Genomic DNA, 19,579 nt, shown 5'->3' on the forward strand with positions numbered 1-19,579 from the left:
GACCCGAACCCCGGCGCGGACGTTGCCGTCGACGGGCAATCCGATCGTGCTGCGGCACCGAACAACGGGTGTGACGGGATCAGGGGCCGTCCCACTCGGATCTGTTCGGGTCAGATCCGGGTGGGGCGGCCGTCCTCTCCGCCCCGGTGACTCCGCCCGGGTCTGCGGTCCCGTCGTCTCCTGCCCCGGTGATCCCGCCCCGGGTGTGCGCTGCTGACGTCGTCGGGAGCGCGGTCCGTCGGCGCGTCCTGCGCAGCGGCCTCGTCCGCGTCGGCCGTCCCGGCCACGAGGAGTGCGCCGCCGCTCGAACCCGAATCGAACGGCGGCGCGGGCAGACGGCGGGACCGCCTGCCGGGAGGGCGTCCCAGCGCCCTCGGTCTGTGGGGTGGGGCTCAGCCCACCGCGTCCAGGTCCCACACCGGCGCGACGTAGTTGCGCGCCCAGCCCTCGCGCAGGCGGGTGACCGCCCGGTCGAAGGACTCGAGCAGGTCCATCTCCGGTCGCACCATCGACTGCAGCTGGAGGCCCTCGTACGTGGCGAGCAGCTGCTCCGACCCGCGTGCCGGCTCCATCGTGTGCGGCTCACGCCCGAGCAGGACGTCCCGCTCCAGCGAGTGCTGCACGAACGCGTGGAAGCGACGCCAGCGGGCGTGCAGCATCGGCGCGAGGGGGTGCTCCGGCGACGCGGCGATGTTGAGCGTCGCGGTGAGGAACCGCATCAGCGACGGGTCGGCGATGTTCGCGGTGACGATGGCGCGCAGGAAGCGGATGGTGCCCTGGTGCTCGGCGATCGGCATCAGCGGGGTCGTCCGCTCCTCGTTCCAGCGGTCGATCGTGGCGAGGAGCAGGCCGTCCCAGCTCGGGAAGGCGTGCTCGATGTCGGTCGTGCGGACACCCGTGACCTCGGCGACGACGTCGCTCGTGACCTCGTGGAAGGGTCGGGTCCGCAGTGCGGTCATCATGCCGTGCACCACGGTCGACCGCAGCCGGGCCTCGTCGACGGAGGGCAGCGGCGGGACGGCAGCGTTGTACATGCTTGCACTCCAGCAGCACGTCGGGTCCTCCACCAGCCCCCGAACGGGCAGTGGCGCTTCCGGGACAGCGGACGGCCGGGACGCCGAACGGCCGACCCCCGGAGGGGCCGGCCGTTCGTCTGACGTGTCGGACTACGCGTCGACGCCCGCGGTCAGCATCGCTGCCGCCGGGTCGAAGTCCTCCGGCAGCGGCTCGGGGCGCTCGACCGTCGACTCAATCGTCACGGCGGAGCCGGACTCCGCCGCGTCCCGGATGCCGAGCAGCACGTCGAGGACGTGCAGCGCGACCGCACCGGACGCCCGCTCCGGACGGTCCTCGGCGATGGCACGCGCGAGGTCGACGACCCCGGTGCCGCGGCCCCAGGTGGACCCGACGGCCTCGAGGGTCTCGGGCTCCTCCTGGCCGTAGCGCCAGAGCTGCGACGAGCCCTCGAAGGTGTTCGGGTCCGGCAGCGAGATCGTGCCGAGCGTGCCGTTGATCTCGACGAAGCCCATGCGCGGCAGTGCGTGCTGGAACGAGAACGTCGACTGGGCGGACTGCCCGCCGGCGAACTCGATGAGCGCCGCGTGGTGCGTCGGGACCTCGACCGGGAACGTCTCGCCGGCGCGGGGACCGGACGCGATGGTGCGGCGGTCGAGCGACTTCGAGGACACGGCCTGCACGCGCGAGGCAGCACCGAAGGCGTGCACGAGCGTCGTCACGTAGTACGGGCCCATGTCGAACAGCGGACCGGCGCCCGTCGCGAACAGGAAGTCCGGGTTCGGGTGCCACGCCTCCGGGCCGGGGACGTGGAACAGCGTCGTCGCGGACAGCGGTTCGCCGATGTCGCCTCGGGCGATCGCCCGCAGCGCCGTCTGGATGCCGGCACCGAGGACGGTGTCGGGTGCGGTCGCGACGCGCAGCCCCTTGGCCTTCGCGGACTCGAGGACCGCCGCTGCCGACGCGTGGTCGGTCGCGATGGGCTTCTCGCTCCAGACGTGCTTGCCGGCGTCGAGGATCTGCTGGTCGACCTCGGCGTGCGCGGCCGGGATCGTCAGGTTGATGACGATCGAGATGTCCTCGCGGGCGAGGAGCTCCTCGACCGAGCCCGATGCCGCGACCCCGTACTCGGCGGCCTGCGCGGCGGCACGGTCGAGCAGGACGTCGGCGACGAACCGGACCTCGACGTCGGCGAACTTCGTCAGGTTCTCGAGGTACTGCGAGGAGATGTTGCCGGCACCGATGATGCCGATCCCGACGCGGCTCACTTGTCGTTCGCCTTCAGCCACTCGAGGGACTCGGTGATGCCCTCGAAGACGTCGCCCGAGTAGGCGTCGAACTCGACCACGCGGATGGCCTGCGGCGCGGCGGCGAGGATGCCCGCGACGTCGACGTCGCCCTGGCCGGCCGGGGTCTGGTTCTCGAAGGCGCGCTGCAGTGCCTCGGGGACGACGAGGGCGCTCTCGGAGGAGGGCAGCGCGGTGAGGATGTCACCGTCGACCTTGCCGTCCTTCACGTGGATCGCGACGACGCGGTCGCCGAGCGAGCGGAGCACGGCCGGGGCGTCGGCGCCACCGACGGTCGCCCAGAAGGTGTCGACCTCGAGGACCGTCTCCGGCGCGAGCTGCGACACGAAGTGCTCGTAGACGGTCTTGCCGTCGACCTTGTTCGTGAACTCCCACTGGTGGTTGTGGTAGCCGAACTGCAGGCCGCGCGAGGCGGCCTCGGCGGTGAGGACGTTGACGCGCTCGGCGATCTTCGCGACGTCGTCGGCGGTCTGCCAGCGGTCGGTCGGGATGAACGGGTCGATGACGGTCTGGATGCCGAGGCGCTCCGCGGCGTCCCAGATCGGCGCGGTGTCCTCGGCGTCGATCACGGCGACGTGGCCGGACGGCGCCTTGAGGCCGGTGGCGGCGAAGGCCTTCTCGAGATCGGCGGCGCGCTCGACGAACGCGTACGGCTCGACGTTCTCGTAGCCGATCTCGCGCACCCGGGCGATGGCCTTGTCGAGGTCTTCGGCGATGGCGTCGCGCAGCGAGTAGAGCTGCACAGAGGTGGTGGGCATGGCAGAGGGCTCCTTCGGTCCTGTCTGGGTGTCGGGGCCCGTCGAGGATCGATGCTCCCCGGCGAGATCGAGACCGACGCTACCCCAAAAACCACCCGCTGTGTAGTTTTCCACCGCAGCGCGGCGACGCACAGCGCAACGCAGGCGACAGGTGTCGTTGTATGCTCGTGATCAGAAACCGTGCAGTACAAGGTTTCTGAATCGACTCAAGGAGGCGTCACATGAGCACGACCGAACCCGGCAGCCCCGTCCTGCTGCATCCGGAGGAGGGCATCACCCAGCCCGTCAGCACCGTCCGGGTGGGGATCGGCTACCAGATCGCCCTGTTCCTCGGACAGTTCGGACTCTTCGTGGCGCTCATGGCCCCGGTCTACGTCAGCATGCAGATCAAGGCGCAGGCCCTGGTCGGCGACGACGCCGCGAACGTCATCGGTTCGGTGCTGCCGATCGGTGCGTTCGGGGCGCTGCTGATGAACCCGCTCGCCGGCGCGCTGTCCGACCGCACCCGCACGCGTTGGGGCCGTCGGCGTCCGTGGTTGCTCGGCGGCGTGCTGGTCTTCGCGGTCGCCCTCGCCTGGATCGCCTACGCGCCCGACGTCCTCAACCTGACGCTCGGTTGGCTGCTGGCCCAGCTCGCCGCGAACGCCACGCTGGCCACCCTGCTCGCGAGCTTCGCCGACAACGTGCCGCAGATGCAGCGCGGCCGGTCGTCGAGCATCATCGCTCTCGCGCAGAACATCGCCGTCCTCGCCGGCACCTACCTGTCGGTGTTCTTCGTCGCGAACCTGCCGGTGCTGTTCATCGCACCCGGCATCCTGGCGATCGTCCTGGTCGTCGTGTACGCCGTGGTGGCCCGCGACGAACTGCCGTCCTACAAGCTGAAGAAGTTCACCTGGCTGAACCTCGTCTCGTCGTTCTGGACGAACCCGATCAAGAACCCGGACTTCGCGTTCGCGTGGTGGTCGCGCTTCCTCATCATCTTCGCGACGTTCATGTTCACGACGTACCGCCTGCTGTACATGCAGGAGCACCTCGGGATCGCAGACCTCAAGGAGGCCACCGCGGCCGTCGCCTTCGGTGTGCTGCTCTACACGCTCGCCCTGCTGGTGAGCGCTGCCGTGTCGGGCTGGGCCTCCGACCGGATCGGTCGTCGCAAGGTGTTCGTCGGCGGCTCGACCGCGCTGTTCGCGGTCGGCCTCGTCGTGCTCGCCCACGCGGACACCGTGAACGGGTTCTACGTCGCCGAGGTCGTCATGGGCTTCGCGTACGGCATCTACTCGGCGATCGACACCGCCCTCGTGGTGGACGTGCTGCCGAATGCCGACCGGCCCGGCAAGGACCTCGGCGTCATCAACATCGCGAACGCGCTGCCGCAGTCACTCGCCCCCGCCGTCGCCCTGTTCTTCCTCAAGATCGGCTCGGGGCATGCCGACAACTACCAGCTCATGTGCTGGGCTGCCGGCGCGATCGCCCTGCTCGGCGCCCTCGTCGTCATCCCGATCAAGCGGGTCCGGTAGCGCCCGTCGCGGGTCCGCACCACGTGCGGACGGGAGGCGCGGTGCCAGCCGGCACCGCGCCTCCCGTCCGTTGCACGGTCACCGCTCGGACCGCAGCCCAGCCCGTCTCCTGGTCACGTCGGTACCGTGAGCGGATGCTCGACACCGGCCAGCGTTCCTTCGACACCCCGACCGGGACGGTCGTCGGCACCGCCGACGACGCCGTGGTCCGCGCCCTCGGGATCCCGTACGCCCAGGCCGACCGCTTCGCGCCACCGCGCCCGTACCCGGCCTTCGACGAGCCGTTCGTGGCGACGACCCCGGCACCCGTGCCGCCGCAGCCCGGCGCGACCTTCGTCGACCAGCTCCTGCCGAGGATGGACCACCTCGCCGTCGACGAGCACTGCCAGCGGCTCTCGGTGACCGCACCGGCCGACCTCGCGCCCGACGAGCGGCTGCCGGTGATGGTGTGGGTGCACGGCGGGTCCTACGTCCTCGGCGGCGGCGACCTGCCGATCCACGACGCACACGACCTCGTGACCGAACAGCGGGTCGTCGTCGTCACAGTCACCTTCCGGCTCGGCGTCCTCGGGTTCCTCGGCGACGGCGTCACCGTCCCCGCGAACCTCGGGCTGCTCGACCTCCTCGAGGCTCTGCGCTGGGTGCAACGGAACATCGTCGCGTTCGGCGGAGACCCCGGCGCCGTGACGCTCTTCGGCCAGTCGGCCGGCGGGGACGCGATCGCCCACCTGATGATCGCGGACGGCGCCCGCGGGCTGTTCCGCCGCGCGATCGTGCAGAGCGCACCGCTGGGGCTGTCCCGGGGTCGGGCCCGGATGAACCGCGCGATGATGCGAGCGGTGGGGGCGGTCGGCCCGGACACCCCGCTCGACGAGGTGCTCGAGCGCCAGGCCGGCGCCACCGCGGCCGGATCCCGGTACGGCCTCATCGGCGGCATGCCGTTCGGCACGCAGTACGGCCACGCGCCGCTCCCCGCGGAACGCGACACCGGTCGGGCCTGGCGTGCGGTCGCACCCGACGTCGACGTCCTGATCGGCTCCTGCGCCGACGAGACCGCCATGTACGTGCCGCTCGTGCCCGGGCTCCGGACCGTCGCCCGCTCGCGGGTCGTCCGGCCGGTGCTGCGCTGGCTGCTCGTCCGACCGCTCACCGCGGTGATCTACGGACGCGACGCCCGCCGGTTCGCCGAGCGACACCGCGACGGTGGTGGGCGGGCGACGGTCTACCGGCTGCTCCGCGGCGCCACCGCGAAGCCGACCGGCGCCGTGCACATGAGCGACCTGCCGCTGCTGCTCGGCGGTCGCGACTCCTGGGCCGGCAGCCGGTTCATGCCCGAGCGCGACTGGCCGGAGGTCGAACGCCGTGGCCGGGCCTTCCGCGCGGTCTGGGCGGAGTTCGCCCGCACCGGGCAGGTCTCCGCAGCGGACGACGACACCCTGGTGTTCGACCGGGGCTGACGGCGGTCGTCGGCCGGTCTGCCCGTCCACGCCGTCCCTCGAACTGGCGGTCGCGTGCCGCCGCAGCCGCGCCGGAGAATCGACGGCATGCCCGAGACCGACGCCGACCTGCGCGCCCGGATCGTCACGGCGGCGATCGAGGCGTTCCGCGCGGCGGACTTCCACACCGTCGGTGTCGACGACGTCGCGGCGCTCGCCGGGGTCGCACCCGAGGAGGTCCGTCGGGTGTACCCGTCCTGGGCACTCCTCGTCGTCTCGGTGATGGACCGGTGGAACAACGGCACCCGGCGGGCACTCTGGGCCGTCGCCGAGCGGGACGGCGCCGTCGCCTACCTCCGTGCCCGGCTGCAGGCGGGCCTCGACGACCCGGCACTCGTGCGACTCCGCATCGCGCTGCTCAGCGCCGCGTCGAACCCCTCCCACCCGGCGGCGGGGTGGTTCCACGCGCAGTACGCCAGCTCGTTCCAGGACATCACGCTCGCCCTCGTGCGCGACGTCGTCGCCGGGCGCATCCCGAAGGGGACCTCACCCCGGCACGCCGCGGAGCAGCTCGTGGCGCTGTTCGAGGGACTCCAGCTCCAGGCGATGCTCCGCGAGGACGCCGACTCGCTCGCCGGGTACGACCGCGCGGTGGCCCGGATGCGGGTCGGCTGGACGGCGGCCGCGGCGGCGGTCTGACCGGCTCAGTCCGCGAAACGGCGGACGAGGTGCGGCGGCGTCGCTGCGAGGATCGCGTCGACCATCCTCCGACCCCGCCACCACTCGTCCGTCCGGACCTGCAGGGCACCGCCGTCCTCGTCAACGATCGTCAGACCGTTCTCGCCGCGGTCCCCGCGCATCCCGACGACCGCCGCGCGACGCAGGTCGACCACCCGGGCTTCCTCGTCGCGAGGGGAGAGGACCAGTTCCTGATCGGTCACCCGTGCATGGCAGGACGCCATGCCCGGGAGCAGGGCATCGCGGTAGGACCCGGGACCAGTGACCCGGTTTCGGCCCGCCGTGGGCGCTCTTCCCGGAACTGCTGACCGGTACTGCAGGCCGTGTCGGCGGGCGAGTTCGTCGAGGTCGGCCTCGGTGTCCTGGTCGACCGCGACGACGACCGTGTCCATCGCGTCCGAGAGCGCCGATCGGAGAGCCGCTGTCTCAACCGCCGAGACGGGAGCGTCGAAGGCACCGGGATGCTGGAGCCCGCGCAACCGTGCCGTCATCGCTTCCGAGACGACCCTGTCCGCCCGGGCAGACGCGTCGAGCTGGTTCAGGGCACGGGCGACGTCGACCTTCGCCACGACGGAGGGGCTCGGGCCCTCGGCGGCGATGCGGTGCAGCGTCGCCAGGATGCGGTCCGTCGCAGCGACGGTGTCGTCCTCGTCGGTGTCCGCGGCGACCGCGACGACCGACCGGTCACGATCCACGTCCAGGACGTGTCCCTCGACGGAGTAGGCCAGCCCCGCATCGACACGGAGCTCGGCGAAGAGTTCGTCCTCGAGGACGGCGTCGAGCAGCAGGGCGACGTCCGCCGGCACGAGCACCGACACCGCGGTCCCGCTCAGCGGCGACGCGGCCAGCACGCGCCCCTGGACCGGCCCGGTCCAGGGGCTGATGGCCCCTGCCGCCGAGCCGGAAGCGAGGTCGAGGTGCACCGATGCCGGGGCGCCCGGGCCGCCCGTCACGGTCACGAGCGCGTTCTCGGCGACGAAACGCTCGCTCACCCACCGCTGGACCTCTTCGGCGGTGATGCCGGCAACCGCTGCGGCGCCGGCACCGCTCCGACCCGGACCGGTCGGGCCGAAGCGGTGCGTGTGGATCGAGGGGACCTGCTCGTGGTAGCGCAGCCCGTCTTCGTGTTCGAGCACCTTCCGCTCGTGGTCGATGCTGTCGATGGTCACCGACCGGAGGCCACTGATCGCCGTGGCGAGGCGGTCGAGCACTGCCAGCGCGTCGTCGACCGTCGTCGTCACCACCTCGAACACCGTGACGTGGTCGTGGGTCGTGGCGTTGTGGTGCGCGGCGATGGGGAGCGCGGCGCGGATCGCGAGGTGTTCCACGAGGTGGGTGATACCGGCGAGCGTGACGGGTTCGTCGCACGAGCCCACGCCGAACGCCAGGCGTGCGGTGACGACGCCGTCGACGGGTTCGTGGACGACGGGCACGGCGTGGGTCTCGAGCAGCACACCGCAGTGTGGCACTCCCGGTGACCGGATCGACCTCCCCAGAACGGGCGGCGGGCCGCTCGCCGGTGTGGAGCATCCCACCAGCGTCCCTACGTCCGGGTGAGCACCTTGAGGAGGACGAAGCCGACGCCGGCCACCGCGAGGACCGCGACTGCGCCGGCGACCGGCACCCAGGTACCGTTCCGTCCTGTTCGATGCCACGCTCCGCCGAGCACCCCGCCGACGGCGACGACGGCGAGGCCGCCGAAGAACGTCAGCTCCATGCTGCTGTACCAGCCCGCGTTGGAACAGCCCGTCCGCGGTGCGGTGTTGCACGCTGCGTACGAACGCAAGCTCTGGTCGAGGATGAGCAGGACGGCGAACAGCCAGACGACGAAGCTGATGATGGCGAGCATCCAGATGACGGCGAGGTGCCATCGAGGCACCACGGCGTCACGCAGCGGACGTGGAAGCTCTTCCCTCACTGCGGTTCCTCCATCACGCATCGAATGGTCGTCGGCATCAGCCATCGAGACTCGCGGGCATCGTCCGAGCGGCGCACGGTTCACGTGAAGAAGATCAAGGTCCCGGCGCCGATCCAGGCGAGGCCGAGGCTGACCAGGGTCGCGAGGCTGGCAACGCTGGTCGCGATGATCGCCGACACCTGTTCCTTCCAGACGCGGAGCGAGCTCGCCGCGATCCAGAGGGCGAGGGCAGCGACCGGCAAGGTCGCGATCAACGCGACCGCTTGCACGGTCGCGACGGCACGGTCACTGCTCGTGGGTGGCAAGCTCCCACCGTCGTAGTCGAACTGCGAGGGCGGGGTCTGACCGGCGGGATCGAACACCCCCGTCAGGTCGAGGGCAGCACCCAACACGACGATCAGTGCGATCGCGACGAGCGCCCGAACGTTGACCTGCCCTGATCGTGTCTGCCCCCGAAACCCCATGCGCTGACCGTAGCGTGGCGGGCGGCGCCATGGTCAGACGCCAGGCAAGGAGGGAGCTACGGGATGAGCGTGTTCCCACTCGCGGTTTTGTTGGCGCTCGTGGTCATCGTCGGCCTCGCAGTCGTCGGTCTGGCCGTCGTGGCCTCGGCGATGCGTCCTCCTCGACCCCGACGGTCCCCCGAGCAGTCCGGCGAGCACGACGAGCAGGAGCGGGGTTGACCAGCACCGCCCGACCGACCACGCGTCTCCAATGCCCGGCCCGGCTCGAACGGGCAGCCGCTGCCTGATGGCTCCGAGCTCCGTGCGGGATCGGCTTCCGGGCACGCTCCCTGGTTGGCTTGGGCACATGTCCTCTGCGTCGGCGTCCGGAATGGATCACGGCGGTGCAGTGCTCGGGATCCTCGCGGTGCTCGTGTGCGTCGGCGGCAGCTACTTCCTCGCATCGAGGTGGGCCGATGCGGTGAAGTCACGAGCTGAGGGTCGACCTCGCGGCCGTGTGACGGCCTGGGCCTAGGCCGCGTTCGTCGTGATCGCAGCCTTCTTCATCGTCGCTGTCGTACTGCGCATCACCGAGGTGCGGTGAGATCGGACCGTCCGGCGCCCGGCCGGCGGATGGGACGACAGCGTCAGGAGTGGATCGCGTAGCGCCGTACTCGGACATCTCCGCGCTGTTCGACCCCTTCGAGCTCCGCTCCGTGATGCTCGAGTGCCGCGATCGACCCGGCGTTGTCCTCGAGGCAAAACGCCAGCACCGGGTCGATGCCCGACGATCGGGCATGGCGCAGAACCTCGCCCAGAGCCCAGGTCGCCACTCCCCGTCCACGGGCTGAGGGGCGGACCCCGTACCCGATGTGTCCGAAGCGGGGCACGCGCTCGTCATCGGCGGAGCGGAGCGCGATCCCACCGAGGACTTCCCCGTCTTCGACGATCCACCACAGTTCGGCCGAGCCCTGCTGAGCCCGTGTGATCCAGGCCCGGAAGCCTTCAGGGGTGTCGACGTCGTCGTCTGCTCCGATGCCGAAGCCGTCCTCGTGTAACCCCGGGCCCCATTCCCGGTGCGCCGCAGACCATGCCTCGAACAAGTCCGCGCGCGGTCTCACGAGCTCGATCACAGTCCATCCTCGCAAACCACTCGGTCGAGAACCAGGGCCAGGACCGGAGGGAGCTACGGAGCGGTTGTCGCCTGGCAGAACGCTCCGTGTCAGGCCCTGGCCGCCGCGACGTACAACGGCGACGCGATGAACGGCGCCACCATCGCCGAGACCACGCTGTCCTGGTCGGGTCCGCTCGCAATCGGGTAGACGCAGACCATCACGTACTCCGTGACGGTCGACACCCCGTACGCCGGTGACGGGACGCTGGAGAACATCGTGAGCGTGCCGCCGGGCGACGGTGGTGGTTGCGCCACCGAGGGTGGCTGCGCGTCGAACGGCGGGCCGCCCCTGAGTGGCCCGCCGTTCCGTGCGCTCGTCGTCAGGAGTACCGGGTCACACCAGCGCTGGGGAGCGGACGCCTCCAGACCGCAGTGACGCTGGAGCGGGGTACGCGCGGGTCCACCGATGGCCCTACTGACTGGCTGGTCAGCCAGTCGTAGCGTCACGGACGTGCGGCAACGACGCCGCACACGACGAATCGAGCATCATGCAACGACGGATGACACAGCTCCTCACGATCGTCCTCAGTGCCGGGATCGTCGGGGCACTCGCCCCCGCGGTGTCGGCGCAGGCGGTGACCACCAGCGACACCCCGGACTTCGGCAGCAACGTCAAGATCTACGACCCCTCCGTGCCGGCCTCGACCATCCAGTCCGACGTCGACGCCGCGTTCAACGCCCAGCTCCGCAGCCCCACCGCGCAGTTCGGGACCCAGCGCTACGCGTTCCTGTTCAAGCCCGGCTCGTACGGTCGGGTCTGGGCGAACCTCGGCTTCTACACGACCGTCGCCGGCCTCGGGAAGAACCCCGACGACGTCACCGTCAACGGCGCCGTGAACGTCGACTCGGGCTGGAACGCCGGCGACGAGAAGAACGCGACGCAGAACTTCTGGCGGTCCGTGGAGAACCTGTCGATCGTGCCCGAGGGCGGGACGGACCGGTGGGCCGTCTCGCAGGCGGCACCGATGCGCCGCGTGCACATCAAGGGCAACCTGACGATGGGCCCGTCGAACCAGGACGGCGGCCAGGGCTACTCCTCCGGCGGGTACATCGCCGACAGCAAGGTCGACGGCACCGTCACGAGCGGCTCGCAGCAGCAGTGGTACACCCGGAACTCGACCATCGGGTCGTGGCAGGGCGGCAACTGGAACATGACGTTCTCCGGCGTGCAGGGCGCTCCGTCGAACGACTTCTCGAGGAGCTACACCACGCTCCCCACCACGCCGACCACGCGTGAGAAGCCGTACCTGTACGTCGACTCGTCGAACAAGTACCACGTGTTCGTGCCAGCGCTCCGGCAGAACTCGTCCGGTGTGACGTGGCCGAACACGGCCGGCACGGACATCCCGATGCGGAACTTCTACGTCGCCCACCCGGGCGACTCCGCCACCACGATCAACAGCGCGCTGTCGCAGGGCCTGAACTTGTTCTTCACCCCCGGCACGTACCAGTTGAGCGCTCCCATCGCGATCACCCGTCCGGACACGGTCGTCACCGGGATCGGCTTCCCGACGCTCGTTCCGACCCAGGGCAACGCCGTCCTCACGTCGACCGACGTCGCCGGTGTGAACGTGTCGAACCTGGTCGTCGATGCGGGCACGCAGAACAGCGCGCAACTGGTCCGGCTCGGCACCAGCGGGTCGCACGTCGACCACGCCGGCGACCCGCAGAGCATCCAGGACGTGTTCTTCCGCGTCGGATCGAACATCCAGGGCAAGGCCACCACGACGCTGCAGGTCAACGCGGACGACACCCTCGTCGACCACATCTGGGCATGGCGCGCGGACCACGGTGGGGCGGCCACGGGCTGGACCGTCAACACCGGCGCCACGGGCGTCGAGGTCAACGGCAACGACGTCCTCGCGACCGGCCTCTTCGTGGAGCACTACCAGCAGTACGAGGTGCTCTGGAAGGGCAACAACGGCAAGACGATCTTCTTCCAGAACGAGATGCCGTACGACGTGCCGGACAACGCCTCGTGGCAGAGTCCGACCGGAGCCGGCTACGCCGCGTACAAGGCCGCAGCGAACGTCACAACGCACGAGATCTGGGGCGGCGGTGTGTACTGCTTCTTCAACGCCAACCCGTCCGTGCACGCCGACCGCGCCTTCGAGACGCCGACGACGTCGGGCATCCGCGCCCACGGCCTCGTCACGGTCTCCCTCGGTGACACCGGCACCATCTCGAGTGTGATCAACGGCGTCGGCGGAGCCGTGCCCACGCCGGCCGGGAACACGGCGCCGAACCGGCTCGCGTCGTACAACTGATCACCACCGATCGGTGACCACCACCGGCTGACCCCGACGCGCAGCCTCCTCGGCGACGACAGCCTCTGCTGCGCGGAGCGGCGACGAGCGGCCCGCGGCACCGAGAAGGTGTCGCGGGCCGCTCTCGCATTCCGAGGCGCCCGCGTCAGCGTTCGCGGGCGGAGACGCCGTCGTCACCCGCACCGTCCCGCCGGCCCCGGACGCCCACCGCGCCCGCGCGGACGACGAGGAGCACGACGGCCCCGAGGACGAGCACGACCGCGACCGCCGCGGGCAGGCGGAAGGCGAGTGCGACGACGACCTGGGCGAGGCTGCCCCCGCGCAGGAGCACGACCCCGGCCTGGGCCGCCGTGACGGCGAGCACGAGGACGACCGCCGCGACGACGACCGCGCGTGCGCCGGTGTGGGACGGTCCGGCGTCGACGGGACGCGGCGGCGTCCGGTGCCACCAGACGGCCGCCGCGACGAGGAGCGCCGCGAGTCCGAGCACGCTGGACGTGTCCTGCAGCAGAAAGGGGAGCGGGTAACCGGCGACGAGGGTCTCGCGCAGCGGGGCGAAGGACCGCACGGCGAAGCCCGAGCCGTGCGTGAAGCCGTCCCACACGACGTGCGTGGTGCTGCCGAGGACGCACCCGGCGAGCACGGGCAGGACGTCGGACGCCCGGAGGGCCCGCGGGGACGACCACGCCCGGGGGAGCCGCGTCCTGAGTCCGGGGACGGTCGGAGCCCAGGCCGGCCGCACGAGCCACCACCAGGCGAGCAGGACGACCACCGAGACCGCGAGGTCGATCGTGATCACGCCCCACCAGGAGTGCGTGTCGTCGTAGGCCGGCAGGAACGGCGCGAACAGCACGGCGTCGGGAGCCATCGAGCCGACGGCGACCGCGGCGACGGGGACGGGCAGCCGACGGGCGCCGAGGGCGACGACGGCGTGGCTGACGGTGAACGGCATGTGCTCAGCCTGCCTCGGGCACAGCCCTCGGCGGATCGACCCCGGTGATGATCTCGGTCGGACGCTCGGGCCGACGTCCCGCTCCGCGGCGCGGCTCCTGGTGCCCGGCGGCGCCGGATGGCAGGGTCACCGGATGGAGTACACCGACTACGACACCCGCCTGGCCGCCTACGGCGTGGTGACGGACGGCGGTCGCGTGCTCCTGGCCAGACTGCGCGTGCCCGAGGCCGGCACGTGGACGCTGCCGGGCGGTGGCGTGGAGTTCGACGAGACCGTCGAGCAGGCCGTCGTGCGCGAGGTCCGCGAGGAGACCGGGTACGAGTCCGTCTGCGGCCCGCTGCTCGGCATCCGGCACCACATCGTGCCGGTCGAGCGCCGCATGCACGCCACCGGACGCCCGATGAAGGCGGTCCAGGTCGTCTTCCGGGTCGAGGTCACCGGCGGTGCGCTCCGCAACGAACTCGACGGCTCGACGGACGAGGCCGAGTGGGTGCCGCTCGCCGACCTGAAGCACCGACGCCACGGGCTGCTCGTGCCGATCGCCCTGGCCTGGGCCGGCGTCCCCGTCCGCTGACGCGACGCCGGTGCGTCACTCCTCGATGACGCTCAGCACGTTGCCCGAGGGGTCGGTGAACCACGCGATGAGCGGCCCGCCCTGCCGGTTCACCCCGCGCTCGTCGGTGACGCCGTCGTAGCGGAGGAACGTCACGCCCTTCGCAGTGAGCTCGTCCACCGCGTCGTCGACGGACGGCACCGGGAAGTTGAGGACCGTGAAGGACGCCGGCTCGTGGGCGGGACCCTTCGGGTAGACGAGCACCCGGTGCCCGTCGCCGATGTGCAGCAGCAGCATGCCGTGGTCCTCGTGCACCTCCACACCGAGGACACCCTCGTAGAACGCCCGCGCCTCCGCGACGTCGCGCACCGAGAACCCACTGAACGCCTTCGTCCCGTCGACCATGCGGCCAGTGAACCACCCGGCCTGCGAAGATGGAAGCGTGACCTCGCCGGAGATGACCGTCGACCAGGCACTCGCCCGCGCGGTGGAACTCGCCGGGGCCGGGCGCCGCGTGGTGCTCGGGATCGCTGGTGCTCCGGGATCGGGCAAGTCGACGCTCGCACGGCGCGTGGTGCTCGCGGTCGACGAGGCCCTGGGTGCCGGGACGGCCGTGCAGGTGCCGATGGACGGCTTCCACCTGGCGAACCGCTCGCTCGACGCGCTCGGCCGGCACGACCGCAAGGGCGCGATCGACACCTTCGACGCCGACGGCTACATCGCGCTCGTCCGCCGGCTCGCCGCCGAGCCGGAGCGAGCCGCACCGGAACGAACCGACGCGATCGTCTGGGCACCCGACTTCGACCGCCGCATCGACGAGCCCGTCGCCGGCAGCATCCCCGTCCCCGCCGACGTCCGGCTCGTGGTGACCGAGGGCAACTACCTCCTCGACGACACCGCCCCGTGGTCCGCCCTGCCGGGCCTCTGCACCGAGACGTGGTTCTGCACGGTCGCCGAGCCGGTCCGCGTCGACCGGCTGGTCGCGCGGCACATGCGGCACGGCCGCGACCACGAGGCGGCGCGCGCCTGGGCGGTGGAGGTCGACGGCGTGAACGCCGCGAGGATCGCACCCACGGTGATCCGCGCCTCCAGGACCGTGCGGACGTGACCCGCCCGACCGACGGAACCCGCCCGACCGACGGAACCCGCCCGACCGACGTGACCCGACAGGAGACCTCATGACCATCGCCGTCACCGGCGCGACCGGCAACATCGGCGGGAGCGTGGCCCGCGCGCTCGCCGCGGCCGACGTGCCGTTCCGCATGATCGTCCGCGACGCCGCCCGAGCGCCCGAGCTGCCGGGCGCGGAGGTCGCCGTCGCGACGTACGCCGACGCGGACGCGGCACGGGCCGCGTTGGAGGGCGTCGACCTCCTCCTCATGGTCTCCGGTGCCGAGGCCGTCGACCGCCTCGCCCAGCACCGCACCTTCGTCGGCGCAGCGGCCACGGCGGGTGTCCGGCACGTCGTCTACACGTCGTTCGTCGGTGCCGCGCCCGATGCCACCTTCACGCTCGGCCGCGACCACTGGGCGACCGAGGAGGCGATCCGCGCGACCTCGATGGCACACACCTTCCTGCGCGACTCGTTCTACCTCGACTTCGTGGAGGACCTCGTCGGCGAGGACGGCGTCATCCGCGGTCCGGCGGGCGACGGGGCGATGGCGGCCGTCGCTCGTGCTGACGTGGCGAGCGTCGCGACCGAGGTGCTGCTCCACCCGGCGGCGCACCTCGACCGGACGTACGAGCTGACCGGGCCGGCGGCGATCACCCTCGCCGAGGCCGCGGCGGTCGTCTCCGAGGTGCGCGGCCGCCCGGTCACCTACCACGAGGAGACGCTCGAGGAGGCCTACGCCTCACGCGCCCGGTGGGAGCCGGAGCCGTGGCAGGCGGACGCCTGGGTGAGCACCTACACGGCGATCGCTGAGGGCGCGCTCGCGCGGGTGTCCGGTGACGTCGAGCGGGTGACCGGCCGGCGGCCGCGCTCCCTGCGCGAGGTGCTCGCGGGCTGAGGGCGCGCGGCGGGCGAGGCGACGCGGCGGCGGCGCGAGGCGGCGAGGCGACGCGGCGGCGGCGCGAGGCGGCGAGGCGGCGCGGCGGCCGCGCGAGGCGCTGTCGATTCCGACCTCACGGGCGAGTGGAGCCTTCGGCGCTCCTGTGACCGGCACGTGGTGAGGCGTGCTCGATGGCGACCTCGCACACTTGGGTGCAGCGCGGTCTTGATGCGTGTGATGTCATTCCGATCAGGGCGGTCACAACGTTCTGCGGCGGAATCGACGTGGCCGCGTACACCCCCCAGGGAAATGGGCTGGAGCAGCCGTTGCAGGGCTCAGCATCATCGACGCTCGCGTGGCCGGAAACCCGGCGAAGGGGGTGAGCCGCGCCGTCTTGCGCTCATGAGCAGGTCCTCCGGGTCGTAGACTCGGCCGCATGTCGAGTACACACATCCGGGTACATCGCCGAGCATCACGGCGGGCGAACTGCGTTGTGGGTGCTGTGATCTATGCAGGACACGGAAGTGCCGACCGGAAGAGGTGGAATGGCCGACACTCGGGCCAGACACACCGGTGAGCCGGCTAGTTGGCACGGCCCGGTTCTCGAGGTTCGCGATCGGGGGACTCTACTCCGTGTCACTGCTGATGCTCACCGCCGGGTACACCTTCGATGGTCTGCACATCAGTGGCGCTCCGGTCGACGTAGGTTTCCTGGTCGTCGACGCTCTCTGCTTGTACATGCTTGTTCGAAGCCAGATGGTCGGCGTGTTCTTGGCCGACGATCGTATCGTTGCCCGGGATTGGTTCGCCACGCATTCGTGGTCGATCCGGGAATTGTCCGAATGTGACATCAGCGAGTATTCCGGGATCCTGAACAGTGGAAACCTGGACGGAACAGGGAGATTCGTCAAGGTCCTCGCCTTCAATTCGACGCGAACGGGCTCCCAAGATCGACGGCGGCCGATTCGGATCAATGCGACCCTGGCGCTCCGGAAACGTGCGACACGACAGTCTATCGAGATTCGGAAGTTGCTCGGGTGACCTGGCGCTCATGGCCGGGCGGAGTGACGACGCCGTAGTCGTGGAGGCGCAGCAAACGAACGTCGTCGCGTTCCGCGGCGATGGGTGCACGAGCACACAAGTGCGGAGCGGTCAGGGCGCGCTGTCGGCGATCGTGGGTGCTCGACGCGGACGTGCTCGTTGGTCGCGCTTCGGATCTGCCACTGGTCGCCGCACTACCGCTGCTCGTGTCTCCTGTCGTTCTCGGCTCCACGGAGGCTGCGAGGAGCTCGGCGCAGAGGTGGCCACTCAGCGCGCGCCGACCCGCCGGTTGCGGACGTAGCGGGATGCGGGGTGCGGGGTGCCTCGCATCTCCCATCCGGTGATCCCGAGATGTCGGGTGCTGCGCGTCGTGCGTGGCGGCACTCGGCGCTGCTGCAGCCGTCGGGCGTCCGCCGTTCACGCGCACGCCCAGCGGACGGCCGCGTCAGCCCACGCGCCTTGCGGCGATCGACCCCGCGATCCCGAGCGTCAGCACCGCACACAGCACCACGAGCAACGGCGCCGTCCAGTCGCCCGTCGCCCCGTGCAACGACCCCGCCACGAGCGGCCCCGCCGACCCGATCAGGTACCCGCCGCCCTGCACGAACGCGGACATCCGGCGGGCGTCGGCGTCGCTCGTGACGATCCGCACGATGACGATGAACACGATCGTGATCCCGCCGCCCTGCGCCGCGCCGCCGAGCACCGACCAGAGCAGCCAGAGCTGCGGCGCGAAGAGCAGTCCGAGGGGCATCGCGAGCCAGAGGAACGCCACGAGGGCGATGATCGCGCGCGGCCGCCACCGGGTCGCGAGCACCGGCACGCCGAGCGCCCCGACGACCGCGAGGATCTGGAACACCGACGAGCTCGCGCCCGACGAGGCCTTCGAGAAGCCGATCTCGTCGTGCAGCAGCGTCGGGATCCACGCCGTGAGTGCGTAGTACGAGAACGCCTGCCCGCCGAAGGCCAGCGTCAACCCCCACGTGATGAGCCGCCGGGCCGGACGCACCGGCTCCGTGACGGCGACAGCGCTGGCGCCTGCATCGGCAGCGACCGTCCGGATCGACCCCGTGGTGGTGAGCAGCTCGACCGGACCCGTCTCGACGACCGGCTCGACCGTCGCCGGCCGACGCCACGCGGCGCGCCCGCCCACTGCGTACGTCCACGCTGCCCCGGCGATCACCGCGAAGACCGCCCACACCGCGATCGCGACCGGCCAGCCCCACGCCGCAGCGAGGGGAGCCGTGCCGAGGGAGGTGATCATCGACCCGACGTTGAGCGCCGACGTGTACACGCCGGTGATGAGTCCGACGCGCTCGGGCGCCGAGTCGCGCCGGATGACGACCGGGATCACCACGTTGCCGATCGTGATGCCGATGCCGATCACCGCCGTGCCGATCAGCAGCATCGTCGGCGAGGGGACCGATCGGAGCACCGTGCCGGCGAGCACGACGACCAGGGCGAGGGAGACCGCACGTTCCGGGTCGGCCTTCGCGATGACCCAGCTGGCGAACGGCGTCGCGAGGGCGAAGCAGAGCACCGGGATCGTCGTGAGCAGCCCGGCGATGGTCGCGGTCAGGCCGAGGTCCGCGCGGATGTCCCCGATGACGGGGGCGGGCGCGACGATCGGCCCGCGGAGGTTCAGGGCGACGAGCACGATCGCCGCGGGCAGCAGCCACGCGGCACCGCGCAGCCCGCGCCGGGCGAGGTCGCTCGTCATGCGTCGGGCAGCAGGATCGGCAGGAGGTCGAGCGGGGTCGCGGCGCTGGCGATCGTGCCCTCGGCCTCGGCGGGGGAGCCGTAGCCCCACTCCGCGAAGACCACGGGGACGCCGTTGGCCCTGGCACCCTCGACGTCGTGCATCCGGTCGCCGACGAGGACCGGCCGGCTGACGTCGAACCCGCGGGCCGAGAGCCGGCGCAGCGCCTCGGCGACCACGTCGGCCTTCGCGCTCCGCACCTCGTCGTCGCTCGCGCCGGTGATGATGTCGATGTCCCCGGTCAGGCCGTAGTGCTCCAGGATGTACGTCGCAGGCGTCTCGGGCTTGCTCGTGGCGGTGGAGATCGGCAGCCCGGCCTCGTGCAGGGTGTGCAGCACGACGTCGATGCCGGGGAACATCGCCGAGTCGAGCGCCCCGTGCGACAGGTAGTGCTCGCGGTAGACGGCGAGCGTGTGTTCCGCCTGCGCCTCGTCCATCCCCATGGCCGTCTTGAAGGTGTCCATGATCGGCGGGCCGACGAACGACATCAGCGTCGCGTGGTCCGGCACCGGGACGCCCACCGCGGTGAACGTGTGCGTCATGCTCTCGAGGATGCCCGGAGCGGAGTCGCTGATGGTGCCGTCGAGGTCGAACAGGATGGCGGAGAAGGGGCGCGTCATGTCCTGCCCAGCCTAGTCGGGGCGATGGTGGCGACCACGAGGCGGGCGCGATGGCCGTCCACAGGGCGCGCCGCGCCTCCAGACCGAGCCA

Annotated in this window: 20 protein-coding genes; 8 read left to right on the plus strand and 12 right to left on the minus strand. The window is 71.3% G+C overall.

The window, feature by feature from the left end:
• Positions 1-392: 392 nt before the first annotated feature.
• The 3 genes from ACY3FI_RS00350 to ACY3FI_RS00360 all read right to left on the minus strand — a co-directional run bounded on the left by ACY3FI_RS00350 (position 393) and on the right by ACY3FI_RS00360 (position 3,079).
• Entirely contained in the window at positions 393-1,034 is a 642-nt protein-coding gene (locus tag ACY3FI_RS00350) for a TetR/AcrR family transcriptional regulator (RefSeq protein ID WP_462548732.1), read from the minus strand.
• A gap of 132 nt (positions 1,035-1,166) precedes the next feature.
• Positions 1,167-2,282, minus strand: coding sequence for a Gfo/Idh/MocA family protein (locus ACY3FI_RS00355; RefSeq protein ID WP_462548734.1), 1,116 nt, complete (start codon positions 2,280-2,282; stop codon positions 1,167-1,169).
• On the minus strand, positions 2,279-3,079 hold the full coding sequence (locus tag ACY3FI_RS00360) for a sugar phosphate isomerase/epimerase family protein (RefSeq protein WP_462548735.1): 801 nt from the start codon (positions 3,077-3,079) through the stop codon (positions 2,279-2,281). The genes ACY3FI_RS00355 and ACY3FI_RS00360 overlap by 4 nt, the downstream gene beginning before the upstream one ends.
• Before the next feature lie 221 nt (positions 3,080-3,300).
• On the opposite strand from ACY3FI_RS00360, the gene ACY3FI_RS00365 reads away from it, so the two are divergent.
• The 3 genes from ACY3FI_RS00365 to ACY3FI_RS00375 all read left to right on the plus strand — a co-directional run bounded on the left by ACY3FI_RS00365 (position 3,301) and on the right by ACY3FI_RS00375 (position 6,731).
• Positions 3,301-4,596: an MFS transporter gene (locus tag ACY3FI_RS00365; RefSeq protein WP_462548736.1), complete on the plus strand. Its 1,296-nt coding sequence runs from the start codon at positions 3,301-3,303 to the stop codon at positions 4,594-4,596.
• Between the two features lie 134 nt (positions 4,597-4,730).
• Positions 4,731-6,053, plus strand: a complete 1,323-nt coding sequence (locus ACY3FI_RS00370; RefSeq protein WP_462548737.1) for a carboxylesterase family protein — start codon at positions 4,731-4,733, stop codon at positions 6,051-6,053.
• A gap of 87 nt (positions 6,054-6,140) precedes the next feature.
• Positions 6,141-6,731, plus strand: a complete 591-nt coding sequence (locus ACY3FI_RS00375; protein ID WP_462548738.1) for a TetR/AcrR family transcriptional regulator — start codon at positions 6,141-6,143, stop codon at positions 6,729-6,731.
• Positions 6,732-6,736: 5 nt separating this feature from the next.
• On the opposite strand, the gene ACY3FI_RS00380 is transcribed toward ACY3FI_RS00375, so the two are convergent.
• The 5 genes from ACY3FI_RS00380 to ACY3FI_RS00400 form a co-directional block, all read right to left on the minus strand.
• A complete protein-coding gene (locus ACY3FI_RS00380) occupies positions 6,737-8,224 on the minus strand; it encodes an insulinase family protein (RefSeq protein ID WP_462548739.1) in 1,488 nt (495 codons plus the stop codon).
• Positions 8,225-8,313: 89 nt separating this feature from the next.
• A complete protein-coding gene (locus ACY3FI_RS00385) occupies positions 8,314-8,652 on the minus strand; it encodes a hypothetical protein (protein ID WP_462548740.1) in 339 nt (112 codons plus the stop codon).
• Between the two features lie 116 nt (positions 8,653-8,768).
• Complete coding sequence (locus tag ACY3FI_RS00390; RefSeq protein WP_462548741.1) at positions 8,769-9,152, minus strand: hypothetical protein; 384 nt, start codon at positions 9,150-9,152, stop codon at positions 8,769-8,771.
• 626 nt (positions 9,153-9,778) lie between these two features.
• Positions 9,779-10,264: a GNAT family N-acetyltransferase gene (locus tag ACY3FI_RS00395; protein WP_462548742.1), complete on the minus strand. Its 486-nt coding sequence runs from the start codon at positions 10,262-10,264 to the stop codon at positions 9,779-9,781.
• A gap of 89 nt (positions 10,265-10,353) precedes the next feature.
• The gene (locus ACY3FI_RS00400; protein WP_462548743.1) at positions 10,354-10,560 is read right to left on the minus strand and encodes a hypothetical protein; all 207 of its coding nucleotides are present in this window, start codon (positions 10,558-10,560) and stop codon (positions 10,354-10,356) included.
• 245 nt (positions 10,561-10,805) lie between these two features.
• Between ACY3FI_RS00400 and ACY3FI_RS00405 the strand changes: the two genes are divergently transcribed.
• Positions 10,806-12,572: a pectate lyase-like domain-containing protein gene (locus ACY3FI_RS00405; RefSeq protein ID WP_462548744.1), complete on the plus strand. Its 1,767-nt coding sequence runs from the start codon at positions 10,806-10,808 to the stop codon at positions 12,570-12,572.
• 145 nt (positions 12,573-12,717) lie between these two features.
• On the opposite strand, the gene ACY3FI_RS00410 is transcribed toward ACY3FI_RS00405, so the two are convergent.
• Positions 12,718-13,524 carry a DUF4184 family protein gene (locus tag ACY3FI_RS00410; protein ID WP_462548745.1) on the minus strand — a complete coding sequence of 269 codons (807 nt, stop codon included), beginning with the start codon at positions 13,522-13,524 and terminating at the stop codon, positions 12,718-12,720.
• A 133-nt stretch (positions 13,525-13,657) separates the two neighbouring features.
• On the opposite strand from ACY3FI_RS00410, the gene ACY3FI_RS00415 reads away from it, so the two are divergent.
• On the plus strand, positions 13,658-14,098 hold the full coding sequence (locus tag ACY3FI_RS00415) for an NUDIX hydrolase (protein WP_462548746.1): 441 nt from the start codon (positions 13,658-13,660) through the stop codon (positions 14,096-14,098).
• 15 nt (positions 14,099-14,113) lie between these two features.
• Here the strand turns inward: ACY3FI_RS00415 and ACY3FI_RS00420 are convergent, their stop codons facing one another.
• Complete coding sequence (locus ACY3FI_RS00420; protein ID WP_462548748.1) at positions 14,114-14,482, minus strand: VOC family protein; 369 nt, start codon at positions 14,480-14,482, stop codon at positions 14,114-14,116.
• Here ACY3FI_RS00420 and ACY3FI_RS00425 point away from each other — a divergent pair.
• From ACY3FI_RS00425 to ACY3FI_RS00435, 3 genes are all read left to right on the plus strand, one after another.
• The gene (locus ACY3FI_RS00425) at positions 14,481-15,185 is read left to right on the plus strand and encodes a nucleoside/nucleotide kinase family protein (RefSeq protein ID WP_462548749.1); all 705 of its coding nucleotides are present in this window, start codon (positions 14,481-14,483) and stop codon (positions 15,183-15,185) included. The two genes, ACY3FI_RS00420 and ACY3FI_RS00425, sit on opposite strands and share 2 nt — an antisense overlap.
• 70 nt (positions 15,186-15,255) lie before the next feature.
• On the plus strand, positions 15,256-16,086 hold the full coding sequence (locus ACY3FI_RS00430) for an SDR family oxidoreductase (RefSeq protein ID WP_462548750.1): 831 nt from the start codon (positions 15,256-15,258) through the stop codon (positions 16,084-16,086).
• A 615-nt stretch (positions 16,087-16,701) separates the two neighbouring features.
• Positions 16,702-17,109 (plus strand): hypothetical protein, encoded by a 408-nt coding sequence (locus ACY3FI_RS00435; RefSeq protein ID WP_462548751.1) that lies wholly within the window; start codon positions 16,702-16,704, stop codon positions 17,107-17,109.
• 445 nt (positions 17,110-17,554) lie between these two features.
• Here the strand turns inward: ACY3FI_RS00435 and ACY3FI_RS00440 are convergent, their stop codons facing one another.
• Positions 17,555-18,829, minus strand: coding sequence for an MFS transporter (locus ACY3FI_RS00440; protein ID WP_462548752.1), 1,275 nt, complete (start codon positions 18,827-18,829; stop codon positions 17,555-17,557).
• Positions 18,826-19,488: an HAD hydrolase-like protein gene (locus ACY3FI_RS00445; protein WP_462548753.1), complete on the minus strand. Its 663-nt coding sequence runs from the start codon at positions 19,486-19,488 to the stop codon at positions 18,826-18,828. Before ACY3FI_RS00445 ends, ACY3FI_RS00440 begins: the two co-directional genes overlap by 4 nt.
• Positions 19,489-19,579 lie beyond the last annotated feature (91 nt).

This window comes from Curtobacterium sp. RM9 (assembly GCF_054956955.1).

Excerpts from the sequence above, each read along its gene's own strand:
- ACY3FI_RS00440 (WP_462548752.1), bottom strand. The coding sequence starts at position 18,829 with ATGACGAGCGACCTCGCCCGGCGCGGGCTGCGCGGTGCCGCGTGGCTG.
- ACY3FI_RS00445 (WP_462548753.1), bottom strand. The coding sequence starts at position 19,488 with ATGACGCGCCCCTTCTCCGCCATCCTGTTCGACCTCGACGGCACCATC.
- ACY3FI_RS00410 (WP_462548745.1), bottom strand. The coding sequence starts at position 13,524 with ATGCCGTTCACCGTCAGCCACGCCGTCGTCGCCCTCGGCGCCCGTCGG.
- ACY3FI_RS00390 (WP_462548741.1), bottom strand. The coding sequence starts at position 9,152 with ATGGGGTTTCGGGGGCAGACACGATCAGGGCAGGTCAACGTTCGGGCG.
- ACY3FI_RS00360 (WP_462548735.1), bottom strand. The coding sequence starts at position 3,079 with ATGCCCACCACCTCTGTGCAGCTCTACTCGCTGCGCGACGCCATCGCC.
- ACY3FI_RS00415 (WP_462548746.1), top strand. The coding sequence starts at position 13,658 with ATGGAGTACACCGACTACGACACCCGCCTGGCCGCCTACGGCGTGGTG.
- ACY3FI_RS00365 (WP_462548736.1), top strand. The coding sequence starts at position 3,301 with ATGAGCACGACCGAACCCGGCAGCCCCGTCCTGCTGCATCCGGAGGAG.
- ACY3FI_RS00350 (WP_462548732.1), bottom strand. The coding sequence starts at position 1,034 with ATGTACAACGCTGCCGTCCCGCCGCTGCCCTCCGTCGACGAGGCCCGG.
- ACY3FI_RS00420 (WP_462548748.1), bottom strand. The coding sequence starts at position 14,482 with ATGGTCGACGGGACGAAGGCGTTCAGTGGGTTCTCGGTGCGCGACGTC.
- ACY3FI_RS00375 (WP_462548738.1), top strand. The coding sequence starts at position 6,141 with ATGCCCGAGACCGACGCCGACCTGCGCGCCCGGATCGTCACGGCGGCG.
- ACY3FI_RS00430 (WP_462548750.1), top strand. The coding sequence starts at position 15,256 with ATGACCATCGCCGTCACCGGCGCGACCGGCAACATCGGCGGGAGCGTG.
- ACY3FI_RS00370 (WP_462548737.1), top strand. The coding sequence starts at position 4,731 with ATGCTCGACACCGGCCAGCGTTCCTTCGACACCCCGACCGGGACGGTC.
- ACY3FI_RS00425 (WP_462548749.1), top strand. The coding sequence starts at position 14,481 with ATGCGGCCAGTGAACCACCCGGCCTGCGAAGATGGAAGCGTGACCTCG.
- ACY3FI_RS00405 (WP_462548744.1), top strand. The coding sequence starts at position 10,806 with ATGACACAGCTCCTCACGATCGTCCTCAGTGCCGGGATCGTCGGGGCA.